Here is a 21,081-nt window from a genome sequence, read left to right on the forward strand (position 1 = left end):
TTAGGTATTTAAAATTTCGTTAAACAAATTCATCAATTCTTCATTGGCCTCCTGACCGCCGTTTTTAGATTTAAAATAATCTTTAAATAAAACTTCTATATTCTGATTTAAATTAATTTCCTGGCTTTGTTGTTCTGTAGATTCTTTACTTCTAACCTTTGGGATGAGGTGAACGATCCCGTCATGTGACTGATAGATCAATCTTCTTTCGTCTGCTGTTAGAAAAGTCTCACTCTCCAAGGTCAGCTCTATAAAAGTATTCGGATTTTCATTCAGCCATTGAACAGCGCTTTCAACAGAAGCGAATGTTTTTCTCACTAAGACCCTTCCACTCTGTAACGCTTTTTTTTCATAAGAAACCCTTTTTCCGGGTTCTGCATCAAGGATGGAAACATATTTGGTTTGTCCGGCCTCACTGAAACTATAACATAATGGAGAAGATGAATATACCACAGGTTTATCTTTAGTTCCGATATTCTGAAAGCTGTGCAGATGTCCTAACGCTGTATATTGGATCTGGTCCGGAATGATATCAGAAAAAATCAGATCCGCATTTCCGATCTTGATAGGTTTTTCACCTTCCGGTTCTTCCAATATCTCATTTCCTCTTTTATTCATATACAAATGAGCTGTCAGAAGATTGACCCCCTGTTCATCACAAAATTGATCTGCAAGATTTTTCCATGTTCCCGAAAGAACTTTATTGATCTCTTCCTCTTTATTTTCACCAAAGTATTCTTTTAAACGGATCTCATTTGCGTATGGAGTATGAAGAATTCTTACAGGAAAGTCGATGTTTTCGATTTTGAGTTCTATAAAACCTTCTTTTGAGTTCAGGATCTTGAAATATTCAGTTCCAAAAGGAGTAATTTCAGCTTTTGGATGACCTATTAAAATAATTCCGCATTCCCGGGCGAGAGGATCCGGAGCATTGATCATATTCGGTGAATCATGGTTTCCCGAAATAGCAATAACCGGACGTTTACCATTCAGAGATAAGCGTTTCAGGGTTTTATAAAAAAGTTCAACGGCTTCCACTCCCGGATTAAAATTGTCAAAAAGATCCCCAGCTACAAGGATAAGATCAGCTTGAACCTCATCAGCAATACCAATGATCTCTTCCATTACCATAATCTGCTCTTCCATACGCGAAAAGCGGTCCAGTCTTTTTCCCAAATGCCAGTCGGCAGTGTGGAGGATTTTCATAATTTAAGTTTCAGAATTAAAAAAGAGGTATGCAAAGTAATTCTCAACTTGCTTCGTAGAGAATTATTTGCAAATATTAAAGTGTAAATATAGAAAATACATAATTTTTAAAAATAAGGTTTCCCTTAATTCAGACAAAACTTTCGAACAATATTGATTGTATCATACTGCTATTTGTCTTTTTAAATCGAACGATTAAAAACCGGATGGTTTGAGTAAAATACGATTTTTATTGTTTTTGTTCGGCTTCTTTTGCTTTGAAGTCTTCCCGGATTTTCTTCAAACGTAATTTTCTTTCCGCTTCTGCATTTTGTATTTTACGTTTTTTCTGATCAATTTTCTTTTTATTTTTCTTTCTGTTTGCTTCGTTGTTTTTGCTCATAATTTTTGTAACGAATAATTTGTATTGGTAAAAAACGCCTCTTCAAAAATAAGAAACAAAAAGGGAAGAAGTGCTGAGGATTTTCATATAAACTTATAATAAATTAATTTTACAGAAAAAAGAAATGGAACAACAGTCCAAAGATCCCTTACACGGAAAAAGACTTGATGCGATCCTTGAAGAATTAGTAGAATATTATCAAGGGTTTGAGAAGCTGGGCGAAGAAATCAACATAAAATGTTTTACAGATAATCCGAGTATTAGTTCTTCTCTTAAATTTTTAAGGAAAACACCGTGGGCAAGAACAAAAGTAGAGAGTTTATATCTTTTTGTACTGAGACAGAAAAAAAGAGACGAAAAAACAAAAGGAATATAAAAAGCGGCTATTGGCTGGATATACTGCCTTTTATGACTTTCGTCCGAACAATCATTTCAAAAACAGTATATTTGTACCATTAATCGTGAATGAAAATCACGAAAAAAAAGAAAAATATGACAATTGAAAACAATCATGTTGTATCTGTAAAGTATATACTTCACACAATCGAAGAAGATGGAAGTAAGATTCTTGTAGAAGAAACAACAACAGAAAATCCACTTACATTTTTGTACGGTGTGGGAATGATGATTCCAAAATTTGAACAAAATATCCTTGGGTTGAAAGCTGGTGATAAAGCTGCTTTTGTGATTCAGCCTGAAGAAGCTTATGGAGAAAGACAGCCGGATGCAATTGCACAATTACCGGTTGAGATGTTTAAAGAATCTGGGCTTCCACCTGTTGGAGCAATTTTACCTCTATCTGATAACCAAGGGAATAATTTCCAGGCTTTTGTGGTAGAAATTACACCGGAAGTTGTAGTTGCAGACCTTAACCACCCGATGGCAGGGAAAGTGTTAGATTTCCAGGTGGAGATTTTAAACACACGTCCAGCAACGGAAGAAGAGTTATCACATGGGCATGCTCACGGAATTGACGGAACTGACGCTCACTAAACAATACAATAAATGTCCGGTTTTTCCGGACATTTTTTATATATCAAAATTATAAAAATTCAAAAAATTTTTGACGGGGTGATTTATTAATATTCTTACTTCACATCGTATTCTTCATCTGGTTAATCTAAAAATTCACCTGACACATAATACCAGCGTTCATGTATTTTCTGAAAGATAGAAAACTCATGATGGATCTGAGGATGGCCATCCTGATCTGTATAATATGCTTTAAATTCTACATGATTTAAGGCTGGAGTCCGAATAATTTCCAGTTTTGTCCATTGGTTGATCTCGCCCCATTCCTGAAGATCTTCTTTATTGTGATACTTCCTTTTTCCCGGCAGGGTAGTCTCCATCAGATATTCACCGTTTGGAATAGCAAATGCAGAGAACCTTGAACGCATTAAGGCTTCAGCTGTAGGAGCATGTTTTTCTCCTGTATGATAAGGTTGGCAGCATTCTTCATAGCTTTTTCCTGAGCAGCACGGACAATCCATATATTTGATTTTAAATTTTGAACCACAAAAGTAACAAATCTCAATAGGAATGGGCTTTAACCTATTTAAAAAATTAAAGAAATATATCCATAGCTTTAGCCGAAACATAAAAACAGGATAAGATAATAAATCACAAAAAAAGAAGCACTCTAAAGAATGCTTCTCCTCATTTATTTAATAAATCCTCTGTTTCTTAATAAAGGTTTGATATCCGGATCATGTCCCGTGAAATCTCTGAATGCCTGGTTAAGATCTACAGAATTTCCTACAGAAAGAATATATTTTCTGAAACGGTCACCGTTTTCTCTGGTTAAGCCTCCATTTTTGCTGATCCATTCCCATGCATCGTTATCCAATGTTTCAGACCATAAGTAAGCATAATATCCAGCTGAATATCCACCACCCCAGATGTGCGCGAAATAAGGAGTATGGTATCTTGGGGGAACAGTGGCCAGATTGAATCCGTGGTTAGCTAATGATTGCTTTTCAAAATCTAAAACCGGGATAAGCTGACTCTCATTGCTCACGGTATGCCAATCCATATCCAATTCAGCAGCAGAAACCAATTCCGTGGTCATATACCCCTGATTAAAGGTTGCTGCTTTTTTAATTTTTTCTACCAAAGTCTGAGGAATCGGCTGTTTTGTTTCGTAATGAACTGCATAATTCTTCAGAACAACAGGATCTAAAGCCCAGTGCTCATTGATTTGTGAAGGGAACTCTACGAAGTCTCTCGGTACATTAGTTCCTGAAAGAGAAGGATATTTCTGGCTTGCAAACATTCCATGAATAGAGTGGCCAAACTCATGGAATATCGTTGATACATCATCATAGCTGATTAATGAAGGTTTTCCCGGAGCCGGCTTCTGATAATTATAGCAGTTTACAATTACAGGTTTTGTTCCCAGTAAATAAGACTGTTCAACGAAATTACTCATCCAGGCACCCCCATTTTTAGAATCTCTGGTGTAGAAATCCAGATAATAGATCGCAATAGATTTACCATCATGATCAAAAACTTCATAAGTAACTACATCAGGATGATAAACTGGAAGATCTGTTCTTTTTTTGAAAGTCAGTCCGTAGAATTTTTCCGCAGCAAAGAAAACGCCTTTTTCCAGAACAGTAGTGATCTCGAAATAAGGTTTTATTTCACTTTCATCAAGATCAAATTTAGCTTTTCTTACTTGTTCAGCATAGAAATTCCAGTCCCAAGGTTCTACTTTGAAACCTCCTTTCTGCTGATCAATAAGATCCTGAATATCTTTTGCTTCTCTTCTTGCTGTTTCCACAGCCGGAGTAGCAATCTTATTCATCAGTTGAGTAGCTGCTTCAGGTGTTTTAGCCATCTGATCCTGAAGTTTCCATTCTGCGAAGTTCTTTTTCCCTAAAATCTGAGCTTTTTTCAGTCTCAGTTTAGCCAGGCTTTCAATGGTTGATCTTGTATCGTTGGCATCCCCTTTTTCAGCCCTTGTCCATGAAGCTTTGAAGAGTTTTTCTCTTGTCGCTCTGTTTTTCAGGTTCTGCAAAAGAGGTTGTTGCGTTGTATTTTGTAAAGCCAGAAGGTATTTTCCAGGTTGTCCTGCCGTTTTAGCATCCGCTGCTGCTGCCGCAATTTCATCAGCAGAAAGACCGTCAAGTTCTTTTGCATCAGAGAAGAATACACCGCCCTGCTTTCTTGCTTCCAGCAATTTATTAGAATATTGGGTAGAAAGTGAAGCCAGTTCCTGATTGATCTGCTTTAACTTTTCTTTATCTGCGGCGGAAAGATTAGCCCCGGCAATTTCAAAATTCTGTTTGTAAAATTGTACCAGCCTCTTGCTTTCAGGATCTAAACCATCTTCTTTAATAGATTGTATTCTTTTATAAAGATTTTCATTCAGAAATAATTTATCAGAATGCGCAGCAAAGATTGGAGCATATTCTTCATCCAAAGCCTGTAAAGTAGGATTGGTATTTGCGCTGGTAAGGTTTGAAAATACAATCTGTGCTCTTCTTAAAACCTCGCCGCTTTTTTCCAGTGCTACGATTGTATTTTCAAAAGTAGGAGCAGCCGGGTTGTTGGCAATTTTTATGATCTCAGCTTCGTGTTGTTTTAAACCATAATCAAAAGCAGGTTTAAAATGCTCATTTTTGATTTTGTCAAATTCCGGAGCTTCATATTGAAGCTTGCTTTTCTTCATGAAAGGATTTGAAGATAAAGATGGATCAGGTGCAGGAAGTTCCTGTTGAATATCGGTTTGTTTCATTGTAGTACAAGATTGATTGAACGCCAAAGCAGAAATTAATAATACCGATGAAATATTCTTCATAAAATAGTTGTTATTAAAGTATAAAGATATTAAAAACTTGTCTCATAAAATGTATTTCAGCTGATGTATTTATATGAAAGAATTCAATAGATGTTTTCCAATAAGTTGAACAGAATGAGAGTTATAAAATACTTCCGGAAATTTGTATTGTAGAGCATAGTGGTATTTTCAGGACTAATGTAATATTTTTTATAAATTAGTTGTCATTTAAATAAGAAATCAAAAAGAATAATCATTTAAAGAAAATAAATATGAAAACAAGGAGCCTTTTTATTTTTTCAGCCTTAGTGGCGCTAACCTCATGTAATGATAAACATGAGAGGAGAGAAAGGGAAAGAGAAAGAAGTAACTGGGTAGAGAAAGTTGTAAATTCAGACAATAGCCCGATACAGCATAAAGAATTTAGTGGAAATTTTGATGAAATCCAGGTTTCCCAGGCAATAGAAGCAGAAATTATAAAATCTGATGTAGAGAAAGTTGAAATCTCTGCTCCACAAAGTATCATTAATGAAATTTTGGTGGATAATGATGGCGGAAAACTGCACATTCACTACAAACCCGGCATCAGAATAATGAATACAAATAAGGTAAAAGCTAAGATTTATGCTAAAGATTTCACAAAGCTGATTGCAGGTTCAGCGGCAAGTATTCAGGTGAAAGATAAATTTACTCAGGAAAAAACAAGCATAGACGTATCCAGTGCAGCTAGCATTTCAGGGAACCTTGAAGCCAACGATCTGGAGATCAATACAGACAGCAGCAGCAACTTCAGCGGGAAAATATGGGCTGTAAATCTTGATATTGAATCTTCATCAGGATCAAGCATTGATATTTCCGGAAAGACTAAAAATGCAGATATCAATTCTTCTTCAGGAAGCAGCATTTCTGCTAAAGATGTAATTGCAGATCACGTGGAAGCAGATGCATCCAGCGGGGCGAATATTCAGATCAGTGCAGTTTCCAGTGTGAAAGCAGGAGCATCATCCGGCGGAAGTGTGGATATCATGAAAAAAGGTGAACTTAAAAGTGTAAGTAAAGAAGAAAGCAGCGGCGGAAGCGTAAGCATTCAATAAATCAATCCTGGGATTCCTCCTCATCTTCTTCGTCTGTGGATGAGGAACCTTCCCAGTTTTTATTATCAAAATTAAGATTATCGTAAGCCAATAATTCCTCCTCTCGTTGGAGGATTTCTTTTGTAGTAAATAGAGTAATATCATCATTATCTTCCTTCATTTTGGCCAATTTTCTGATGGATGCTTTATCTATTGCCATAAATCTTTGCCCAAGCCGTCTGGCGGCATATTTTCTCATTCCGGTTTCATGCAGAACGTCAACAGCCATATCAACAGCTGTTCCCAATGTTTCACGATAAATATGATTAATACCGTTGTTGAGATAATCATAAGCATCAATCCTGTTTTTTGCCCTTACAAAAATCTTTACTTCCGGGTAATGCTCACGAACCAGCTCAGCAATAAACTTATTGTCATCCGGATCATCCAGGCATAAAACCAAAATTTCAGCATCTTCAATTCCTGCGGCCCTTAAAATGGGAATCCTTGTAGCGTCACCATAGTATACTTTAAAACCATAACTTCTTAATAGTTTTACACGGTCCGAATCTCTGTCCAGAACAGTAGCGGATATTTTGTTTGCTTTTAAAAGACGGCCAACTGTACTTCCAAAGTGCCCGAATCCCACAATGATGATTTTCTTCTGAGCCACATTACTGTCGAGAATATTGTAATCATGCTCCTCTTCAGGAATTTCTCTGATGAATTTCGGAGTGATAAATCTGTCGTTGATGATAAGCAGAATAGGAGTGATACACATGGTAATGGCAGTTACAGCCATCATCTGAGCATTCATTTCAGGTCCTAAAAGATAAAGGTCTGAAGCGTAATTGAGCAGTACAAAAGCGAATTCTCCAACCTGAGACAGTGCAAATGCGTAGAAAAAGCTTTGAGGAGTCTCAATTCTGAAAAATTTACCGATAGTGTATAACACCACAAATTTTACAACCAATACCGCAAAAACAGTACTGAAAATAAATAAAGGATCTTTCTGAATAACATTAAAATTGATCGTTGAACCTACACTTACAAAGAAAACAGCTAATAATAATCCTTTAAAAGGATCAATCTGTGCTTCCAGCTCATGGCGGAACTCACTATTAGCAAGCATGACTCCGGCAAGGAAGGCTCCCAGTGCAGGAGAAAGACCAATAACGATCATCAGCTCAGAAACACCGATGACTAAAAATAAAGAAGAGGCTGTCAAAAGTTCGGACATTCCGGATTTTGAAGCATAACGTAAAAAAGGAACAAAGACATATCTGCCTAATAAGATTAAAAGGACAACGCCAAAGATGACAGTTCCGGCCTGAAGCCATTCGGGAAGCTTTTGGATCAGAATCTGGATCTCATTGTCATGATGCTTGGCTTTATAATTGGCAATAATAGGCAGTATGGCCAGAATAGGAATCACGGAAATATCCTGAAACAGCAGGGTAGAAAATGATGCCTCTCCTGCGGTCGTTTTAAGGTTATTCTTTTCCTGTAATGTCTGCAGAACAATTGCAGTAGAAGATAAAGCGAAACACATGGCAACTGCAATCGCTTTGTCTACTCTCCAGCCTACACTAATGAAAACCGCAAAAAGTAATAAAATTGTGAGCAGCATCTGAGAAAGTCCCAAGCCCATTATCTTCTTTCGCATTTCCCAGAATTTGCGGGGCTCAAGTTCTAGACCTACAATAAATAAAAGCATGATGACCCCAAACTCACTGGCGTGCATAATATCATTTACATTATTTCCGGTAAGCCTGAGTACATAAGGGCCAATAATGATTCCTCCTAATATATAACCGATTACAGAACTCAATCCAAATTTCCTGGCTAATGGAACCATAATGATGGCTACACCCAGGAAAATTAATGTGTTCATCGCTAAGCTGGATTCCATACGCTATTGATTGAGAAGTTCTGTAAATTCTTTTTTATGTAAAATGATTTCTTTTTTAGAGAGTTTGTTGGCCTCGTATACGATCTTGATGTGCTTGATATCTGCTTTGAAAACTTTTAAAGAAACAATTAAACCGCTGATCAGCTCATCGATTGTATATTGATAGGTGCCGTTTTTACTAAAAGACCTTTCTTTTCCCCCGGTAGTAACCAGAATATAAACTTCTTTTCCTTCCAGTGGATTGGTTTCGCTTTCTTTCAGCCAATCCCTGTCGAAGACCTCATCGATCCATAATCTGAGAAGAGGAGGCATTCCGAACCAGATGAGAGGAAACTGGAAGATAAACCGGTCATAGTTTTTAAGACGTTTTCTTTCGCGGAAGGCGGCAATATGAAAATCAGGATATTCTTCGTAAAGATCTCTTAAGGTGTAATGCTGGTGGCGAACGTAGAAATTGATGAGCTCTACATTCGAATTGGAGTGCTCCAGATAAGGGTGGGCAAAAACTACCAGCGTCTTCTTCATAATCCTGTTTTCAGTAAATATAATGAAAAATATTGGATAAAAGGTGGTTTTTTGACGTTTTTATTAATTTTTTAATATTGAAAACGGGATTTTATATTAAGATATAGTAAAGAATGGAAGTTTATTTTGTTTTCTTTGATATTTGATAATACGAATCTTAAAATTTTTATAAATGCAAAGTTCGAAAGATTTTCTTTAAATGATTGAGAATATTTTGCGTTCGCAAAGGCGTTTCACTCAGTAAAATATTGTACTGCAGCCATCCATCAATCCAAAGATTAAATGTATGCATAAAGTTTAGATTCCTACGGAATAACAAACCTTGTGGAAGTTTATTTCAAATATTATATTTAGATTAAAATAATGAAGATATTAGTTCAAATAAAATTCTAATAACAAATACCATTGAGAAATAAGAATATAAATGCTCCTACAGCTTTATTTGGATGAGTGTTCTTACTATTTCTCATTTAAATAAAATCCTACCATCCTCCGGATGCACCACCGCCTCCAAAGCTTCCGCCACCGCCGAAGCCTCCAAATCCGCCGCCACCGCCGGAACTTCCGCCACCGAAACCACCGCCGCCAAAGCTGCCGGGGAATGGGAAAAACCCTCCGGGATAGTTTCTGCGTCCCTTGCGGGATAGGATTACATCGTCGTCGTCGTCATAATTGCCGCCGCCACGTCCGCCACCTCTGTTTCCAAAAAGTATGGCAATAATGATGAAAATTACGAAAGCAATGATAAGTACTTTAAAGGCACTTCCATTACCAGAAGGTGCGGGAGCAGCAACAGGTTTGAATTTTCCCTGAACCGCTTCCATAATAGCTGAGGTTCCACCATTGATCCCTTCGTACCAAAGTCCTTTTCTGAAATTAGGAGTGACAATATAATCTAAGATCTGACCTGCCACTGAAGCTGTGAGATATTGCTCAACTGCACGTCCCTGCTGGATAGACATGGTTCGGTCTTCTGTAGCGATCAGAAAGACTACGCCGTTATCAACTCCTTTTTTTCCGATTTTCCATTTCTGTCCGAACATGGTGGCCAAGAAGTTAACGTCTTCTCCTTTAGTTGATTTGATGATCACCACCTCAATTTCCGTTGATGTAGTATCTGCAAATTTGATCAGTTTATTGTTAAGCTCATCTTTTTCCTGTTGGGAAAGAAGACCTGCTTCATCAAAAACAGGATAAAGGACTGCCGGTTTTTCGGGAATGGTATATTGTGCTGATACAAATGTGTAAAAGCATAACAGTAAAAATGAAAATACTATTTTAAGAGAACGTAATTTCATTTGGAAGTTGATTTGGATTTTCTCCTTCTACAGGAAAATGTTTTTTGAGTTCAAGACCTGTTTCCAGGATGGCACTTTTCAGTGCTTTGTAATAATTTCCTTTTGCAAATTCAGCGGTGATATAATCGTGGAGATGATCCCAGTAAGATTGCTTTACCTTTTCATGAATACCGATATCTCCAATGATGGTAAGATATTTCTGTTCAAAATTAACATGAAAAAGGACTGCGTTTCTATCACTGGTAGTATCCATACCAAGTTCCTTGAAAACATCAAATGCCGTTTTTGCCAGTTGTTTTTCAGTGTTGGAATCTATATGCACTCTGATCTCACCCGTAGAATGATCTTCCGCAGACTGAATCGCTTCCACAAGGGAAGCGATCTGTTGATTTGTAAGGAAATTACCCATTATTATTTGAATACTTCAGGGGCTTTCTGAGCTCCTGCTTCAGCTTTGAAATAAGGTTTTTCTTTAAAGTTAGTGAAGTTCGCCAGAATATTATTCGGGAACGTCTTGATAGAAGTGTTATAATCCTGTGCCGCTTCATTGTAATAAACAGTTTCTGTTCTGATGCTGTTCTCAATTGCGGTATACTCTCTCTGGAAGTTGATATACTGCTGGTCTGCTTTTAAATTAGGATAAGACTCTACCACAGCCATCAATCGGCTTAATGCTCCGGATAATTCTCCCTGTGCTGCCTGGAATTTTGCAATATCAGCATCCGTCATATTAGTAGGATCAATGTTGATTGAAGTAGCTTTAGAACGTGCTTCAACAACCTGAGTTAACGTTTCCTGTTCAAATTTTGAATACGACTTTACCGTTCTTTCCAGATTAGGAATAAGGTTGGCTCTTTTCTGATATACCGTTTCTACGTTAGACCATTTTGTGTTAACAGTCTGTTCTTTGGTCACGAAACTATTATATCCGCTTTTTCCCCAGAAGAATAATACTGCAACAATAATAAGGAGGGCAATACCAATAGTTCCGGCACCCAGACATCCTTTATTTTTCATAGTTTATTTTTTTTAAATTTTTTGTGCTAACCAAATATACAAATTATGTGCTAATTTTGTAAAAAATTATTTGAATGACAACAATAGTGGTGGCAATGGGAGAGAAAAATGAAATTGGTTTTGAAAATCAGTTACTTTGGCACCTTCCTAAAGATTTAAAACATTTTAAAGAAATTACTTCAGGACATCCGGTAATTATGGGACGTAAAACCTATGAAAGTATCGGGAAACCGCTTCCGAACCGTACCAATATTGTTGTTTCAAGAAAAACAGACTGGTTTGAAGAAGGAATCCTTATTGTAGGAAGTATTAAAGAAGCTGTGAAATTTGCCAAAAAGATTGATGAAGAGGTTTTCATTATTGGCGGAGGTAATATTTATGAGCAGACTATGAATATCGTGGACAAACTTGAAATTACTCTGGTGAAAGCAGATCTTGAAGCAGATACTTTTTTTCCGAAAGTAGATGAGAAAATATGGAAAAAAACAAACGAAATCTGCCATGAAAAAGATGAAAAAAACGGCTATGATTTCTGTTTCCAGACGTTTGAAAGAATTAAGAGCGAATAGTTATAGAATTCTAGCCTCTAACTTCTAGCTTCTAATCTCTAATTTATTTATCTTTGCACTTCTAAAATTTAATAATGAATAAATACATAAAAATTGCAGTAGCGGCAATCCTTATCTTGTTAGGATCTTATATGATGTTTTTCACAAGAAATGTTGGATGGGGTATTGTTGTTTTTCTTTTAGCTGCATTCCCGATCTTGCTTTTCTTTAAAAATGAATATATTCTTTTGGCTTTCTGGCAATTGAGAAAACAGAATATGGAGAAAGCAGCAGAGTGGTTATCTAAAATCACAGACTATAAGACGCAGCTTCATAAATCCCAGTATGGATATTTTCACTATTTATCGGGATTGACACAAGCTCAGGATCATCCGGCAAAAGTGGAACCTTTTATGAAAAAGGCTTTGGAATATGGCTTGAATATGAAACATGACAGAGCAATGGCTACTTTGAATCTTGCAGCAGCAGCTATTTCCAAAGGAAGAAAACAGGAAGGGCAGAAACTGCTGGAAGAAGCTAAGAGATTAGACAGCGCAGGTATGATGACCGATCAGATCAAAATGATGAAAGATCAGCTCAAAATGCCAACCATGCAGAAGCATATGCATAATCCTAATATGAGAAACAGAGGGAAATTCTTCTAGTTAATAAAAAAATAATATAAAAGTCCTGATTTTTCAGGACTTTTTGTTTTTTATGATGGGAGGTGGAGGAGGTGCATCTTGTTTAAAAAAAGAATCTTTTGGGTAAATGTTTTCCTTAACAATAAACAAACGATCATGCTTCATAAACTTATCCTGAAGCCCGTCATCATAAAATTTACGATTTTGTTTTTTATAGGTTACAGTAAGCAAAGGAAAATCTCCTTTCTCATGTGGTTTATTCTCCTTATTCAGGAATTTAAGATAATTTTCAAAAGACAGAGGATTACTTGCTTTTACTTTGTAGATTTTTTTGGGTAATAGTTGAGTTCTTTTCTTGTAAGATGACATTTCAGAATATTTTTCTAGAAAAAGAGTGTCATTCTGTTTGGTGAAAATATATGTTTCAAAAGCAAAGAACATACAGGCTGAGAGATCAGTCATTATTTTGACCGTATCTCCGTTTTCCATCTTTTCTGAAAACTGGTAGAGATCTTTATTCAAATCAAATTTACTCTCATGTTTGCAGGAGAATAAAGAGAGTGAGAGAATGATAAAAAGGGAGTTTTTCACGAAGTTACATTTCCGAGTTATGATCATAACCATAAAACTTAGGCATCTGCCAGTGGTATTTGACGGCTAGAGTTCGGATCGCTACAATGAGCAGAATGGTGAAAATCTGCACAAAAGTATAGGATAGAGGGGTATATTTAGTCATCAGTAAGAAAGCTGCCCCTCCTACGATACAAGCTGTAGCATAAATTTCTTTTCTGAAGATCAATGGGATTCTGTTGAGCAATATATCCCGTATAATACCTCCGAAACATCCTGTTATAGTTCCTAACGCAATACAAATCATAGGATGAATTCCCGCATTTAGTCCTTTCTGTACTCCGATAATCGTAAATAATCCCAATCCAAAGCTATCGAAGATAAACAATGTTACTTTGAAGTTCTTTTCCAGGGATTTGAAAACCATTGAGAAAATACTGGTAGCCAGAATCAGCCCGCACATCAGAAGATCATGCATCCAGAATACAGGAATATCAAGTAAAAGATCTCTTACAGTTCCTCCTCCCACAGAAGTTACAAATGCAATAATAAGGACCCCGAACGGATCAAGCCGTTTCTGCATTGCTGCAAAACTTCCGGACATGGAAAACGCAATGGTTCCAAGAACTTCTATGGCAAAATTGAACTGTTCGTGCATATATAATTAGTAATAAGTAATGAGCAATGAATAATAAAAATTATGCCATTAAACTGGAGATAGCTTAAATTTATAGCTGGTCATAACTTTTACAAGTTCTTCACATTCTGTCTTTAAATGTAAAATTTTTTCGGGACTTAAATACTCTAATTTTTCAATGATTTCAAGCATAATTGAGTTTCGTCAATTTCTTCAACAACAAATACAAATTTTTCTTTTTCAGATCTTGCTCTTGATACGGCCGACGTGGCAGAACGGATGATCTGTTTTCGTGTGATATAAATATCATCCGAAAATGCTAATGAAGAAAGGTTTCTAATGACAGTAATAGAAAAATTTTTAGTCTTCTCCCGGAAAATTTGATTAAAATCCATATTGGCAAAATTGCTTATTATTCATTGCCCATTACTCATTATGAATTATCTCTCCACTCTTACTGAATCCGGGACCATCAGCTCGTATTCGCCGCCATGGGTGATGATTTCTCTCACTATGCTGCTGCTGATAAAAGATTTGCCGGAAGAAGTGAGCAGGAATACCGTTTCTAATTTTTTGTGGGCTAGGGTTCTGTTGGTGTGGGCAATCGCTTTTTCAAATTCAAAATCGGCAGGATTTCTCAGGCCTCTGATGATGTATTGAGCATTCTTTTCAAAACAGTAATCTACCGTTAATCCTTCGAATGAGTCTACTTCCACATTAGGGAATTCTGCCACAGAGTTTTGAATGAATTCCATTCTTTTTTCAAGAGGGAACATATATTTTTTCTGGGAATTCTGCCCGATAGCAATAATCAATTTGTCAAAAAGCGGAGCCGCTCTTTCTATAATATCGTAATGTCCCAATGTAATAGGATCAAAAGATCCTGGGAAAACAGCAATTTTCATGTTGTATGAGTTATGATTGTGGGTTGCGAATCAAGAAGTATAAGCCATACATTGATTTTTTCTGACAGCTTTACCCTCTTGTTTCTTAACTTCTATTTATTTATTAAGTGCTTTTTCAACTTCATTTCCACAAAGATCCATAATGGAAATCCCATAATGTTTTGCCTGCTGAGGAAGGATACTTGCGGGAGAGAACCCAGGATTGGTGTTCATTTCAAGCATATAAGGAATGCCGTCCATTAAAATATATTCGCTTCGTGAAAATCCGCTCATACCTAATGAATTGTAAGCTCTTTTAGCAATTTCTTCAACTCTCTTTGTGGTTGCTTCATCAATTCTTGCCGGAGTAATTTCTTCAGAAGCGCCTTCATATTTTGCTTCATAATCGAAAAATTCATTGGTAGGAACAATTTCTGTGATTCCCAACACAATGGTTTCTCCCTTATAATCGATAACGCCTACAGAAACTTCCATCCCGTTTAAGAAACTTTCAATAAGGATTTCATTATCTTCTTTGAAAGCAATTTCGGTAGCAGCAATCAGTTCAGATTTTTCTTTCACTTTTGAAATTCCCAAAGAAGAACCGGATTGGTTAGGTTTTACGAAAAGCGGAAGATTTAATTCTGATACGATCTGATCAACGTTGATGTCTTCTCCTTTTCTTAAATAAATACTTTTAGCGGAAGGAATTCCATATTTTGATAATACGGCAAGAGTATCCTTTTTGTTGAATGTAAGTGCGCTCTGGTAAAAATCACAACCTGTGTATTTTTGGCCTATTGCATCCCAGTATGCCTGAAGAATTCCGTTTTCTCCCGGCGTTCCGTGAATGATATTAAAGCAGACATCAAATTGTAAGGTTTCTCCGTTATCTAAAGTCACAGAAAAATCACCTCTGTTGATCTCGTATTTTCTATCATTTTCTCCTAAAAAATACCATTCATTTTTAAGGACTACTACTTTATATACGTCATAGAGATTTCTGTCCAAAGAATCATAAATCAATTGTCCGCTTTTTAAAGAGACCACATATTCATCAGAATAGCCTCCCATTACTACGGCAACACTTTTTTTGTTCATAACCATTATAGTATCAATTAAGGCAAATTTAATCATTTTATGTAATGCAATACGGGAAATCAGGAAATTTTAAAATCAAAAATGAATTGTGTTAAATAAAAAGTCCATTCTAAAATTATTAGCTATATTTGCGGTTATAATTAAAGTATTTTTAAGTATGCTTAAATCACTTTTCAATTGGAAAGTTTTACTGAATTTAGTAGTAGCCATCGGCATTTTTATGGGGTTGGTATGGCTCACATTTCGCTGGTTGGAGTACCATACTAATCATGGTCAGGAAATTCCTGTTCCCAATATTGTAAATAAATCGGTACATGATGCCGTTAAAATATTAGATGATACAGGGTTGGAGTATGAAGTAGACAGTGCCAATTATGATCCTAAATACAGACCGTTTCAGGTTTTGCAGGTTTATCCTGCTCCAGGTTCCCGTGTAAAAGACGGAAGAACTGTAACGCTAAAAGTAAATCCCAGAACATGGGCTCCTATTGCTGTTCCGAATGTTATCAATAAATATTCAGGACTGGCATTCCAGAGATTGGATCAGGTAGGCCTTAAAATTGGGGATACCATTTATGAACCTAGTATTCAGAAAGATGCTCTTTTAAGAATATTATATAAAGGGAATGCTGTAAATCCGGGAACCCGTTTACCTAGATTCTCTGTTATTGATGTAGTCGTAGGATCGGGACCAATGAGAAACATTTCCATACCTAATGTAGTAGGGCTTACGGTAAAAGAAGCAAGAGCTGTGATTACCAAAAGTATGTTTGAAGTAGGATTGGTAGAACATGAAGACGGTGGTAAAGATGAATCTGATATTATTTATTACCAGGATCCTGCTGCAGGAGATGTTCGTGATCAGGGAATGCAGATTGACCTTTGGGCAAGTAAGAAAACTCCGGCAGAATTAAGAGCTAAAGTAGAGCAGCTGAATTCCATCTATCGTATGAAGGTTGATACTTCACTGCCTCCTGTGAGATATGAAGAAGTTCATAACGAACCGAGTTACGAGGCTCCGATAGTGCCTGCGCCGGCTCCAAGGAAAGAAACTCCTAAGCCTGAAGCTCCAAAAACTGAAGCTCCTAAGACTCAGACAACAGCCTCTAAACCTGCTGCATCCGGAACCGAGAAGCCTAAAACTTCTACGGCAGCTTCTAATACAGGAAGTACGGCTAAGCCAGCTACATCAACAACTACACAACAACCTGCTCAAAAGCCAAAAGCTAAGAAGGTAGTCGTAGAATAAGATCAGATTAATATCAAAAATACAGGCTTCAACTGCAAAATGTTGAGGCCTTTTGTGTAAAAAATATAAAACAATGTCAGAAGATAACGAAGATTTTTTAGATGAAGAATTATTAGATTCCAACAGTATTGAAAACATCGATATTGATGAGGAAAATAAAGGATTGTATGAACATCTTAATATCACTGTTGACAACAAACAGGAACCGTTAAGAATTGATAAGTTCCTTTTAATATACAGACAGAATTCTTCAAGGAATAAAATTTCGCAGACCTGCAGGGCGGGAAATGTTATTGTGAACGGAACTGCGGTAAAGCAGAATTATCGTGTAAAGCCGGGAGATCAGATTTCCGTATTGCTGGCCCATCCGCCCAGAGCGAATGTTATCATTCCACAGGATATACCAGTTAATATTATCTATGAAGATGATGATCTTGTAGTGGTGGATAAAGAGGCCGGAATGGTAGTACATCCGGGACACGGAAACTGGGACGGAACCCTGGTGAATGCATTGGCTTACCATTTTGAAAAGAACGGGGAGAAGTCTGATCTTGACAGAGTAGGGTTGGTTCACAGAATTGATAAAGATACTTCAGGATTACTGGTAATTGCGAAGAATGAATATGCATTGAGTTTCCTGGCAAAACAGTTCTTTAACAGAACTACAAAAAGACTTTATTGGGCTTTTGTATGGGGGAACCTTCAGGATGAAGAAGGCACAATCAGAGGGCATATCGGAAGACATCCTAAAAACAGAATGCAGATGTCCGTTTATGAAGACGGCAGCCAGGGCAAACATGCAGTAACCCATTATAAAGTGCTGGAAAGGTTCAAATATATGACCTGGGTGGAATGTAAACTTGAAACAGGAAGAACCCATCAGATCAGGGCGCATTTCAGACATATTGGGCATACATTATTCAATGATGAAAGATACGAAGGGCATACCCCTTTAAGAGGAATAAATCTTCCAAAATATAAGCAATTCATTAAAAATGTTTTTGAAATTCTGCCAAGACACGCACTTCATGCCCATACCTTAGGATTTATACACCCAACTACAAAAAAGGAATTATATTTTGAGAGCCCAATGCCCAAAGATATGGCGGATGCTGTAAAAAAATGGAGAAATTATTTAGAAAACTAAAAATATATTGAGAATTTTTTTATATTTGTTGAATTGAAATCAAGATTTGTTATGAGAAAACTATATGCTATCGTATGTTTAGCTCTTTTGTCAAATGCATACAAAGCACAAGAATCACTACCATACTATCAGCAATATCTTTTGGATGGTGAGTTCCTGTTCAACCCAGCTCAATACGGAAAAACAGATTACGTACAGCTCAACGCCAACTATCAACAACAATTTTCAAAATTCAGTAATTCTCCGAATGTTCAGTCAATCGGGATTAATGCGAATATCTTTGATAGAGTAGGAGCAGGTATTTCCGTGTTTAGAGACAGTAACGGACCTATCTCTGCGGGTGGTATCACGGCTGGTGCTTCATATTTTATTCCTCTAAGTAGTGAAGGAGACAGAAAAGACCAATTCTCTTTCGGTACGAGTGTTAACTTTTATAACATGAATTTTGATTATTCAAAAATTAATACTGAAGAAGGTGGAGATCCTTTATTGAGAGGTGAAGAAAGTAATATCTTCATGGTGTATGCTAACTTCGGTTTAGCCGCTACCTACAGAGGTTTATTCGGGGGTGTTTCCGTAAATGACATTGCATTAAGTAATGATGCATCTATCGTAAATAACTACGAGCCTTCTCCAATTAAATTCTTCTTAAACTTAGGTTATAACTGGAATATTGCTGATAATATTACATTAGCACCATCCGCATTAATCAACCTTAATACCAACTCAACGAGAATGATCGACTGGAACCTAATGGCGACTTTCTCTAATGATATCAACGCATTCTCTTTCGGGGTAAGCTACAGAACGGTTCAGAACAGATTCGATAACCAGACCCTGAGTATTTCTCCAATTGTAAAAGTAAGATTCAACAAATTCATGATCGGAGCTACTTATAACCTTGGATTATCTGATATCCAGAGTTATGGAGGAAACAGCTTCATGATTGGTCTGGGTTATAACTTTGACAACTTTATTAATGTGAGAGGATTTAGATACTAATCAATTTAATTTAAATAAATTTGAGCTCTGAAATATTCAGAGCTTTTTTTATGATATATATTCACATTCCGTTCTGCAAGCAGAAATGCAGTTATTGTAATTTTCACTTTTCTACGTCCCTGAACTTTAAGGATGAAATGCTTCGTGCTATGAAAACTGAATTGATGCTCAGAAAAGATGAATTGCAGAACAGAACGCTTAAAACCCTTTACTTTGGAGGAGGAACCCCATCCATCCTTTCTGTAGATGAGATCAGTTCTTTAATTGATGAAACTCTACACCATTTCAGTTTTGAAAAAGATATTGAGATTACCTTGGAAGCTAATCCGGATGATCTGGATAAAAACTTTTTAAAACAGCTGGCCGGAACTCCCGTAAACAGGTTGTCTATCGGGACCCAGAGCTTTTTTGAAGAAGATTTAAAATTGATGAACAGGGCACATAGTGCTTCAGATGCAGAAAGTTCTATCAAACGGGCACAGGATTTTGGATTTGAAAACCTGAGTATTGATCTGATCTATGGTTCGCCCACTTCCAATCTTGAAATCTGGAAAGAAAACCTGAATAAAACAATAGCACTGGAAGTTCCCCATATTTCGTCTTATGCTTTGACAGTAGAGCCTAAAACTGCTTTGGAGAATTGGATTTCTAAAGGTAAAATCAAAAGCCCCAAAGAAGACGAGCAGAACAGAGAATTCTACTATCTTTCAGACTTCCTGAAAGATAATGGTTTTGAACATTATGAAGTCTCTAATTTTGCTAAACCTGGTTTCTACTCCAGACATAACTCCGCATACTGGAAATATCAGGAATATTTAGGAATAGGCCCTTCTGCACATTCTTATAACGGTTTTGATGTCCGAAGCTGGAATGTTGCCAACAATCAGCAATATATTAAGAAGCTTAATGATAAACTGCTGGCAAAAGAAGAAGAAATATTATCTCAGGAAGATCAGTTCAATGAGATGATCATGATTGGTTTACGTACCATTTGGGGAGTTGATCTTAAAAGTCTGAAAAATAAATTTTCTGATAGAATGCTTGAGCATTTTCAGACAGAAATAAAATCGAAAATAGAGGAAGGTATATTGATGATTGAAAACGACCATTTAAAAATTCCTGAAAAGCATTGGTTTATGGCAGACGGAATTGCTTCAGATTTGTTTATTGTATAATATTTGTACATATGCAACTGTGAGATAAAATTCACTATTTTTGTATAAAATTTCAGTTCATTTGAAAACTAAAAAACAAGATTATTCACATCTTTCACCAAGCCAGCCTATCGGAATTTTCGACAGCGGGGTAGGAGGTCTTACCGTTGCTAAAGAAATCAAAAGACTTCTTCCTAATGAAGATCTGATCTACTTTGGGGATACCAAGCACCTTCCTTACGGAGAAAAATCGAAAGAAGCGATTATTGAATATTCTACAAAAATTACTAATTTTCTGTTACAGCAGAATTGTAAAGCCATTGTAATTGCCTGTAATACGGCAACAGCAAACGCTTTAAATGAAGTGATGCAGTCTGTTGCAGGAAGAGTTCCTGTCATAGACGTAATCAACCCCGTAGCAGAAAAAGTATCCTATGAAATTCACAATAATGTAGGTGTAATTGCTACTAAAGCAACTGTGAATTCCGGATTGTATAAAAAGAGCATTCGCAAACATAATAAATGGATCAAAGTAGACGAACTGGCTACACCATTACTTGTTCCAGCTATTGAAGAAGGATTTAAAAATCATCCGATCACGCATGCAATTATTTACAATTATTTAAGTAATAGCAAATTAAAAAATATTGAAACCCTGATCCTTGGATGTACCCATTACCCGCTCTTAATAGATGAGATTAAACAGTACTACGGAAACAGAGTCCGTGTTATTGATTCCCCTAATATTGTAGCGAATCACCTGAAGATTATTCTGGATAAATACAATCTTCTGAATGAGAATAATCCAAAACCAAATTATCATTTCTATCTTTCGGACCTTACCAAGAATTTTGAAAAGATCTCTAAGAAGTTCTTTGGAAAGACAATCGATTTGGAATTAAAAGTACTATAAATAAAAAGCCTGCTTCATAGAGATGCAGGCTTTTC

General features: G+C 36.6%; 24 protein-coding genes. 10 read left to right on the plus strand and 14 right to left on the minus strand.

All coding sequences use genetic code 11. The features are described 5' to 3' along the window. Both F3J23_RS16545 and F3J23_RS16550 read right to left on the minus strand, forming a co-directional pair. Positions 1-1,206 (minus strand): exonuclease SbcCD subunit D, encoded by a 1,206-nt coding sequence (locus F3J23_RS16545; RefSeq protein WP_167031517.1) that lies wholly within the window; start codon positions 1,204-1,206, stop codon positions 1-3. 229 nt (positions 1,207-1,435) lie between these two features. Beyond that, a complete protein-coding gene (locus tag F3J23_RS16550) occupies positions 1,436-1,588 on the minus strand; it encodes a hypothetical protein (RefSeq protein ID WP_167031520.1) in 153 nt (50 codons plus the stop codon). A 124-nt stretch (positions 1,589-1,712) separates the two neighbouring features. Between F3J23_RS16550 and F3J23_RS16555 the strand changes: the two genes are divergently transcribed. Further along, a complete protein-coding gene (locus F3J23_RS16555) occupies positions 1,713-1,964 on the plus strand; it encodes a VF530 family DNA-binding protein (RefSeq protein ID WP_167031523.1) in 252 nt (83 codons plus the stop codon). Positions 1,965-2,080: 116 nt separating this feature from the next. Continuing rightward, on the plus strand, positions 2,081-2,581 hold the full coding sequence (locus tag F3J23_RS16560) for a peptidylprolyl isomerase (RefSeq protein ID WP_167031526.1): 501 nt from the start codon (positions 2,081-2,083) through the stop codon (positions 2,579-2,581). Positions 2,582-2,703: 122 nt separating this feature from the next. Here the strand turns inward: F3J23_RS16560 and F3J23_RS16565 are convergent, their stop codons facing one another. Both F3J23_RS16565 and F3J23_RS16570 read right to left on the minus strand, forming a co-directional pair. Then, entirely contained in the window at positions 2,704-3,081 is a 378-nt protein-coding gene (locus F3J23_RS16565) for a YchJ family protein (RefSeq protein WP_167031529.1), read from the minus strand. Positions 3,082-3,251: 170 nt separating this feature from the next. After that, positions 3,252-5,393: a M3 family metallopeptidase gene (locus F3J23_RS16570; protein ID WP_167031532.1), complete on the minus strand. Its 2,142-nt coding sequence runs from the start codon at positions 5,391-5,393 to the stop codon at positions 3,252-3,254. A 251-nt stretch (positions 5,394-5,644) separates the two neighbouring features. Between F3J23_RS16570 and F3J23_RS16575 the strand changes: the two genes are divergently transcribed. Beyond that, the gene (locus F3J23_RS16575; RefSeq protein ID WP_167031535.1) at positions 5,645-6,466 is read left to right on the plus strand and encodes a GIN domain-containing protein; all 822 of its coding nucleotides are present in this window, start codon (positions 5,645-5,647) and stop codon (positions 6,464-6,466) included. Position 6,467: 1 nt separating this feature from the next. Here the strand turns inward: F3J23_RS16575 and F3J23_RS16580 are convergent, their stop codons facing one another. The 5 genes from F3J23_RS16580 to F3J23_RS16600 all read right to left on the minus strand — a co-directional run bounded on the left by F3J23_RS16580 (position 6,468) and on the right by F3J23_RS16600 (position 11,197). Next, a complete protein-coding gene (locus F3J23_RS16580) occupies positions 6,468-8,357 on the minus strand; it encodes a monovalent cation:proton antiporter-2 (CPA2) family protein (RefSeq protein WP_167031538.1) in 1,890 nt (629 codons plus the stop codon). A gap of 3 nt (positions 8,358-8,360) precedes the next feature. After that, positions 8,361-8,882: an NAD(P)H-dependent oxidoreductase gene (locus F3J23_RS16585; RefSeq protein ID WP_167031541.1), complete on the minus strand. Its 522-nt coding sequence runs from the start codon at positions 8,880-8,882 to the stop codon at positions 8,361-8,363. Between the two features lie 482 nt (positions 8,883-9,364). After that, positions 9,365-10,180 carry a TPM domain-containing protein gene (locus F3J23_RS16590; RefSeq protein ID WP_167031544.1) on the minus strand — a complete coding sequence of 272 codons (816 nt, stop codon included), beginning with the start codon at positions 10,178-10,180 and terminating at the stop codon, positions 9,365-9,367. Further along, positions 10,161-10,589, minus strand: coding sequence for a TPM domain-containing protein (locus F3J23_RS16595; protein ID WP_194303868.1), 429 nt, complete (start codon positions 10,587-10,589; stop codon positions 10,161-10,163). The genes F3J23_RS16590 and F3J23_RS16595 overlap by 20 nt, the downstream gene beginning before the upstream one ends. 2 nt (positions 10,590-10,591) lie before the next feature. Then, entirely contained in the window at positions 10,592-11,197 is a 606-nt protein-coding gene (locus F3J23_RS16600) for a LemA family protein (protein WP_167031547.1), read from the minus strand. Positions 11,198-11,271: 74 nt separating this feature from the next. On the opposite strand from F3J23_RS16600, the gene F3J23_RS16605 reads away from it, so the two are divergent. After that, positions 11,272-11,766 carry a dihydrofolate reductase gene (locus F3J23_RS16605; RefSeq protein ID WP_167031550.1) on the plus strand — a complete coding sequence of 165 codons (495 nt, stop codon included), beginning with the start codon at positions 11,272-11,274 and terminating at the stop codon, positions 11,764-11,766. Positions 11,767-11,840: 74 nt separating this feature from the next. Beyond that, positions 11,841-12,410, plus strand: a complete 570-nt coding sequence (locus F3J23_RS16610; RefSeq protein WP_167031553.1) for a DUF2892 domain-containing protein — start codon at positions 11,841-11,843, stop codon at positions 12,408-12,410. 33 nt (positions 12,411-12,443) lie between these two features. Here F3J23_RS16610 and F3J23_RS16615 read toward each other — a convergent pair whose 3' ends face one another. The 5 genes from F3J23_RS16615 to F3J23_RS16635 all read right to left on the minus strand — a co-directional run bounded on the left by F3J23_RS16615 (position 12,444) and on the right by F3J23_RS16635 (position 15,581). Then, positions 12,444-12,980 (minus strand): hypothetical protein, encoded by a 537-nt coding sequence (locus F3J23_RS16615; protein ID WP_167031555.1) that lies wholly within the window; start codon positions 12,978-12,980, stop codon positions 12,444-12,446. 4 nt (positions 12,981-12,984) lie between these two features. After that, the gene (locus tag F3J23_RS16620; protein WP_167031558.1) at positions 12,985-13,617 is read right to left on the minus strand and encodes a trimeric intracellular cation channel family protein; all 633 of its coding nucleotides are present in this window, start codon (positions 13,615-13,617) and stop codon (positions 12,985-12,987) included. Between the two features lie 146 nt (positions 13,618-13,763). Next, complete coding sequence (locus tag F3J23_RS16625; protein WP_228455366.1) at positions 13,764-13,991, minus strand: hypothetical protein; 228 nt, start codon at positions 13,989-13,991, stop codon at positions 13,764-13,766. Positions 13,992-14,036: 45 nt separating this feature from the next. Next, complete coding sequence (coaD, locus tag F3J23_RS16630; RefSeq protein WP_047098871.1) at positions 14,037-14,501, minus strand: pantetheine-phosphate adenylyltransferase; 465 nt, start codon at positions 14,499-14,501, stop codon at positions 14,037-14,039. A 96-nt stretch (positions 14,502-14,597) separates the two neighbouring features. Continuing rightward, complete coding sequence (locus F3J23_RS16635; protein ID WP_167031561.1) at positions 14,598-15,581, minus strand: D-alanine--D-alanine ligase; 984 nt, start codon at positions 15,579-15,581, stop codon at positions 14,598-14,600. Between the two features lie 157 nt (positions 15,582-15,738). Between F3J23_RS16635 and F3J23_RS16640 the strand changes: the two genes are divergently transcribed. The 5 genes from F3J23_RS16640 (at position 15,739) to murI (ending at position 21,046) form a co-directional block, all read left to right on the plus strand. Beyond that, entirely contained in the window at positions 15,739-16,830 is a 1,092-nt protein-coding gene (locus F3J23_RS16640; protein ID WP_167031564.1) for a PASTA domain-containing protein, read from the plus strand. A gap of 73 nt (positions 16,831-16,903) precedes the next feature. After that, complete coding sequence (locus tag F3J23_RS16645; protein WP_185156471.1) at positions 16,904-17,977, plus strand: RluA family pseudouridine synthase; 1,074 nt, start codon at positions 16,904-16,906, stop codon at positions 17,975-17,977. A gap of 51 nt (positions 17,978-18,028) precedes the next feature. Continuing rightward, a complete protein-coding gene (locus tag F3J23_RS16650; protein WP_167031567.1) occupies positions 18,029-18,979 on the plus strand; it encodes a PorP/SprF family type IX secretion system membrane protein in 951 nt (316 codons plus the stop codon). 50 nt (positions 18,980-19,029) lie between these two features. Beyond that, entirely contained in the window at positions 19,030-20,154 is a 1,125-nt protein-coding gene (hemW, locus tag F3J23_RS16655) for a radical SAM family heme chaperone HemW (protein WP_167031571.1), read from the plus strand. A gap of 61 nt (positions 20,155-20,215) precedes the next feature. Continuing rightward, positions 20,216-21,046 (plus strand): glutamate racemase, encoded by an 831-nt coding sequence (murI, locus tag F3J23_RS16660; RefSeq protein ID WP_167031575.1) that lies wholly within the window; start codon positions 20,216-20,218, stop codon positions 21,044-21,046. The last annotated feature ends 35 nt before the right edge of the window (positions 21,047-21,081 follow it).

The organism is Chryseobacterium sp. Tr-659 (genome assembly GCF_011752975.1).
Classification (GTDB): domain Bacteria; phylum Bacteroidota; class Bacteroidia; order Flavobacteriales; family Weeksellaceae; genus Chryseobacterium.

Bases quoted from the DNA above. Each gene is read 5' to 3' on its own strand.
- hemW (WP_167031571.1), top strand. From the start codon at position 19,030: ATGATATATATTCACATTCCGTTCTGCAAGCAGAAATGCAGTTATTGT.
- F3J23_RS16635 (WP_167031561.1), bottom strand. From the start codon at position 15,581: ATGAACAAAAAAAGTGTTGCCGTAGTAATGGGAGGCTATTCTGATGAA.
- F3J23_RS16570 (WP_167031532.1), bottom strand. From the start codon at position 5,393: ATGAAGAATATTTCATCGGTATTATTAATTTCTGCTTTGGCGTTCAAT.
- F3J23_RS16575 (WP_167031535.1), top strand. From the start codon at position 5,645: ATGAAAACAAGGAGCCTTTTTATTTTTTCAGCCTTAGTGGCGCTAACC.
- F3J23_RS16625 (WP_228455366.1), bottom strand. From the start codon at position 13,991: ATGGATTTTAATCAAATTTTCCGGGAGAAGACTAAAAATTTTTCTATT.
- F3J23_RS16600 (WP_167031547.1), bottom strand. From the start codon at position 11,197: ATGAAAAATAAAGGATGTCTGGGTGCCGGAACTATTGGTATTGCCCTC.
- F3J23_RS16555 (WP_167031523.1), top strand. From the start codon at position 1,713: ATGGAACAACAGTCCAAAGATCCCTTACACGGAAAAAGACTTGATGCG.
- F3J23_RS16605 (WP_167031550.1), top strand. From the start codon at position 11,272: ATGACAACAATAGTGGTGGCAATGGGAGAGAAAAATGAAATTGGTTTT.
- F3J23_RS16595 (WP_194303868.1), bottom strand. From the start codon at position 10,589: ATGGGTAATTTCCTTACAAATCAACAGATCGCTTCCCTTGTGGAAGCG.
- F3J23_RS16620 (WP_167031558.1), bottom strand. From the start codon at position 13,617: ATGCACGAACAGTTCAATTTTGCCATAGAAGTTCTTGGAACCATTGCG.
- F3J23_RS16650 (WP_167031567.1), top strand. From the start codon at position 18,029: ATGAGAAAACTATATGCTATCGTATGTTTAGCTCTTTTGTCAAATGCA.
- F3J23_RS16590 (WP_167031544.1), bottom strand. From the start codon at position 10,180: ATGAAATTACGTTCTCTTAAAATAGTATTTTCATTTTTACTGTTATGC.
- F3J23_RS16580 (WP_167031538.1), bottom strand. From the start codon at position 8,357: ATGGAATCCAGCTTAGCGATGAACACATTAATTTTCCTGGGTGTAGCC.
- F3J23_RS16645 (WP_185156471.1), top strand. From the start codon at position 16,904: ATGTCAGAAGATAACGAAGATTTTTTAGATGAAGAATTATTAGATTCC.
- F3J23_RS16610 (WP_167031553.1), top strand. From the start codon at position 11,841: ATGAATAAATACATAAAAATTGCAGTAGCGGCAATCCTTATCTTGTTA.
- F3J23_RS16560 (WP_167031526.1), top strand. From the start codon at position 2,081: ATGACAATTGAAAACAATCATGTTGTATCTGTAAAGTATATACTTCAC.
- coaD (WP_047098871.1), bottom strand. From the start codon at position 14,501: ATGAAAATTGCTGTTTTCCCAGGATCTTTTGATCCTATTACATTGGGA.
- F3J23_RS16545 (WP_167031517.1), bottom strand. From the start codon at position 1,206: ATGAAAATCCTCCACACTGCCGACTGGCATTTGGGAAAAAGACTGGAC.
- F3J23_RS16550 (WP_167031520.1), bottom strand. From the start codon at position 1,588: ATGAGCAAAAACAACGAAGCAAACAGAAAGAAAAATAAAAAGAAAATT.
- F3J23_RS16585 (WP_167031541.1), bottom strand. From the start codon at position 8,882: ATGAAGAAGACGCTGGTAGTTTTTGCCCACCCTTATCTGGAGCACTCC.
- F3J23_RS16640 (WP_167031564.1), top strand. From the start codon at position 15,739: ATGCTTAAATCACTTTTCAATTGGAAAGTTTTACTGAATTTAGTAGTA.
- F3J23_RS16565 (WP_167031529.1), bottom strand. From the start codon at position 3,081: ATGGATTGTCCGTGCTGCTCAGGAAAAAGCTATGAAGAATGCTGCCAA.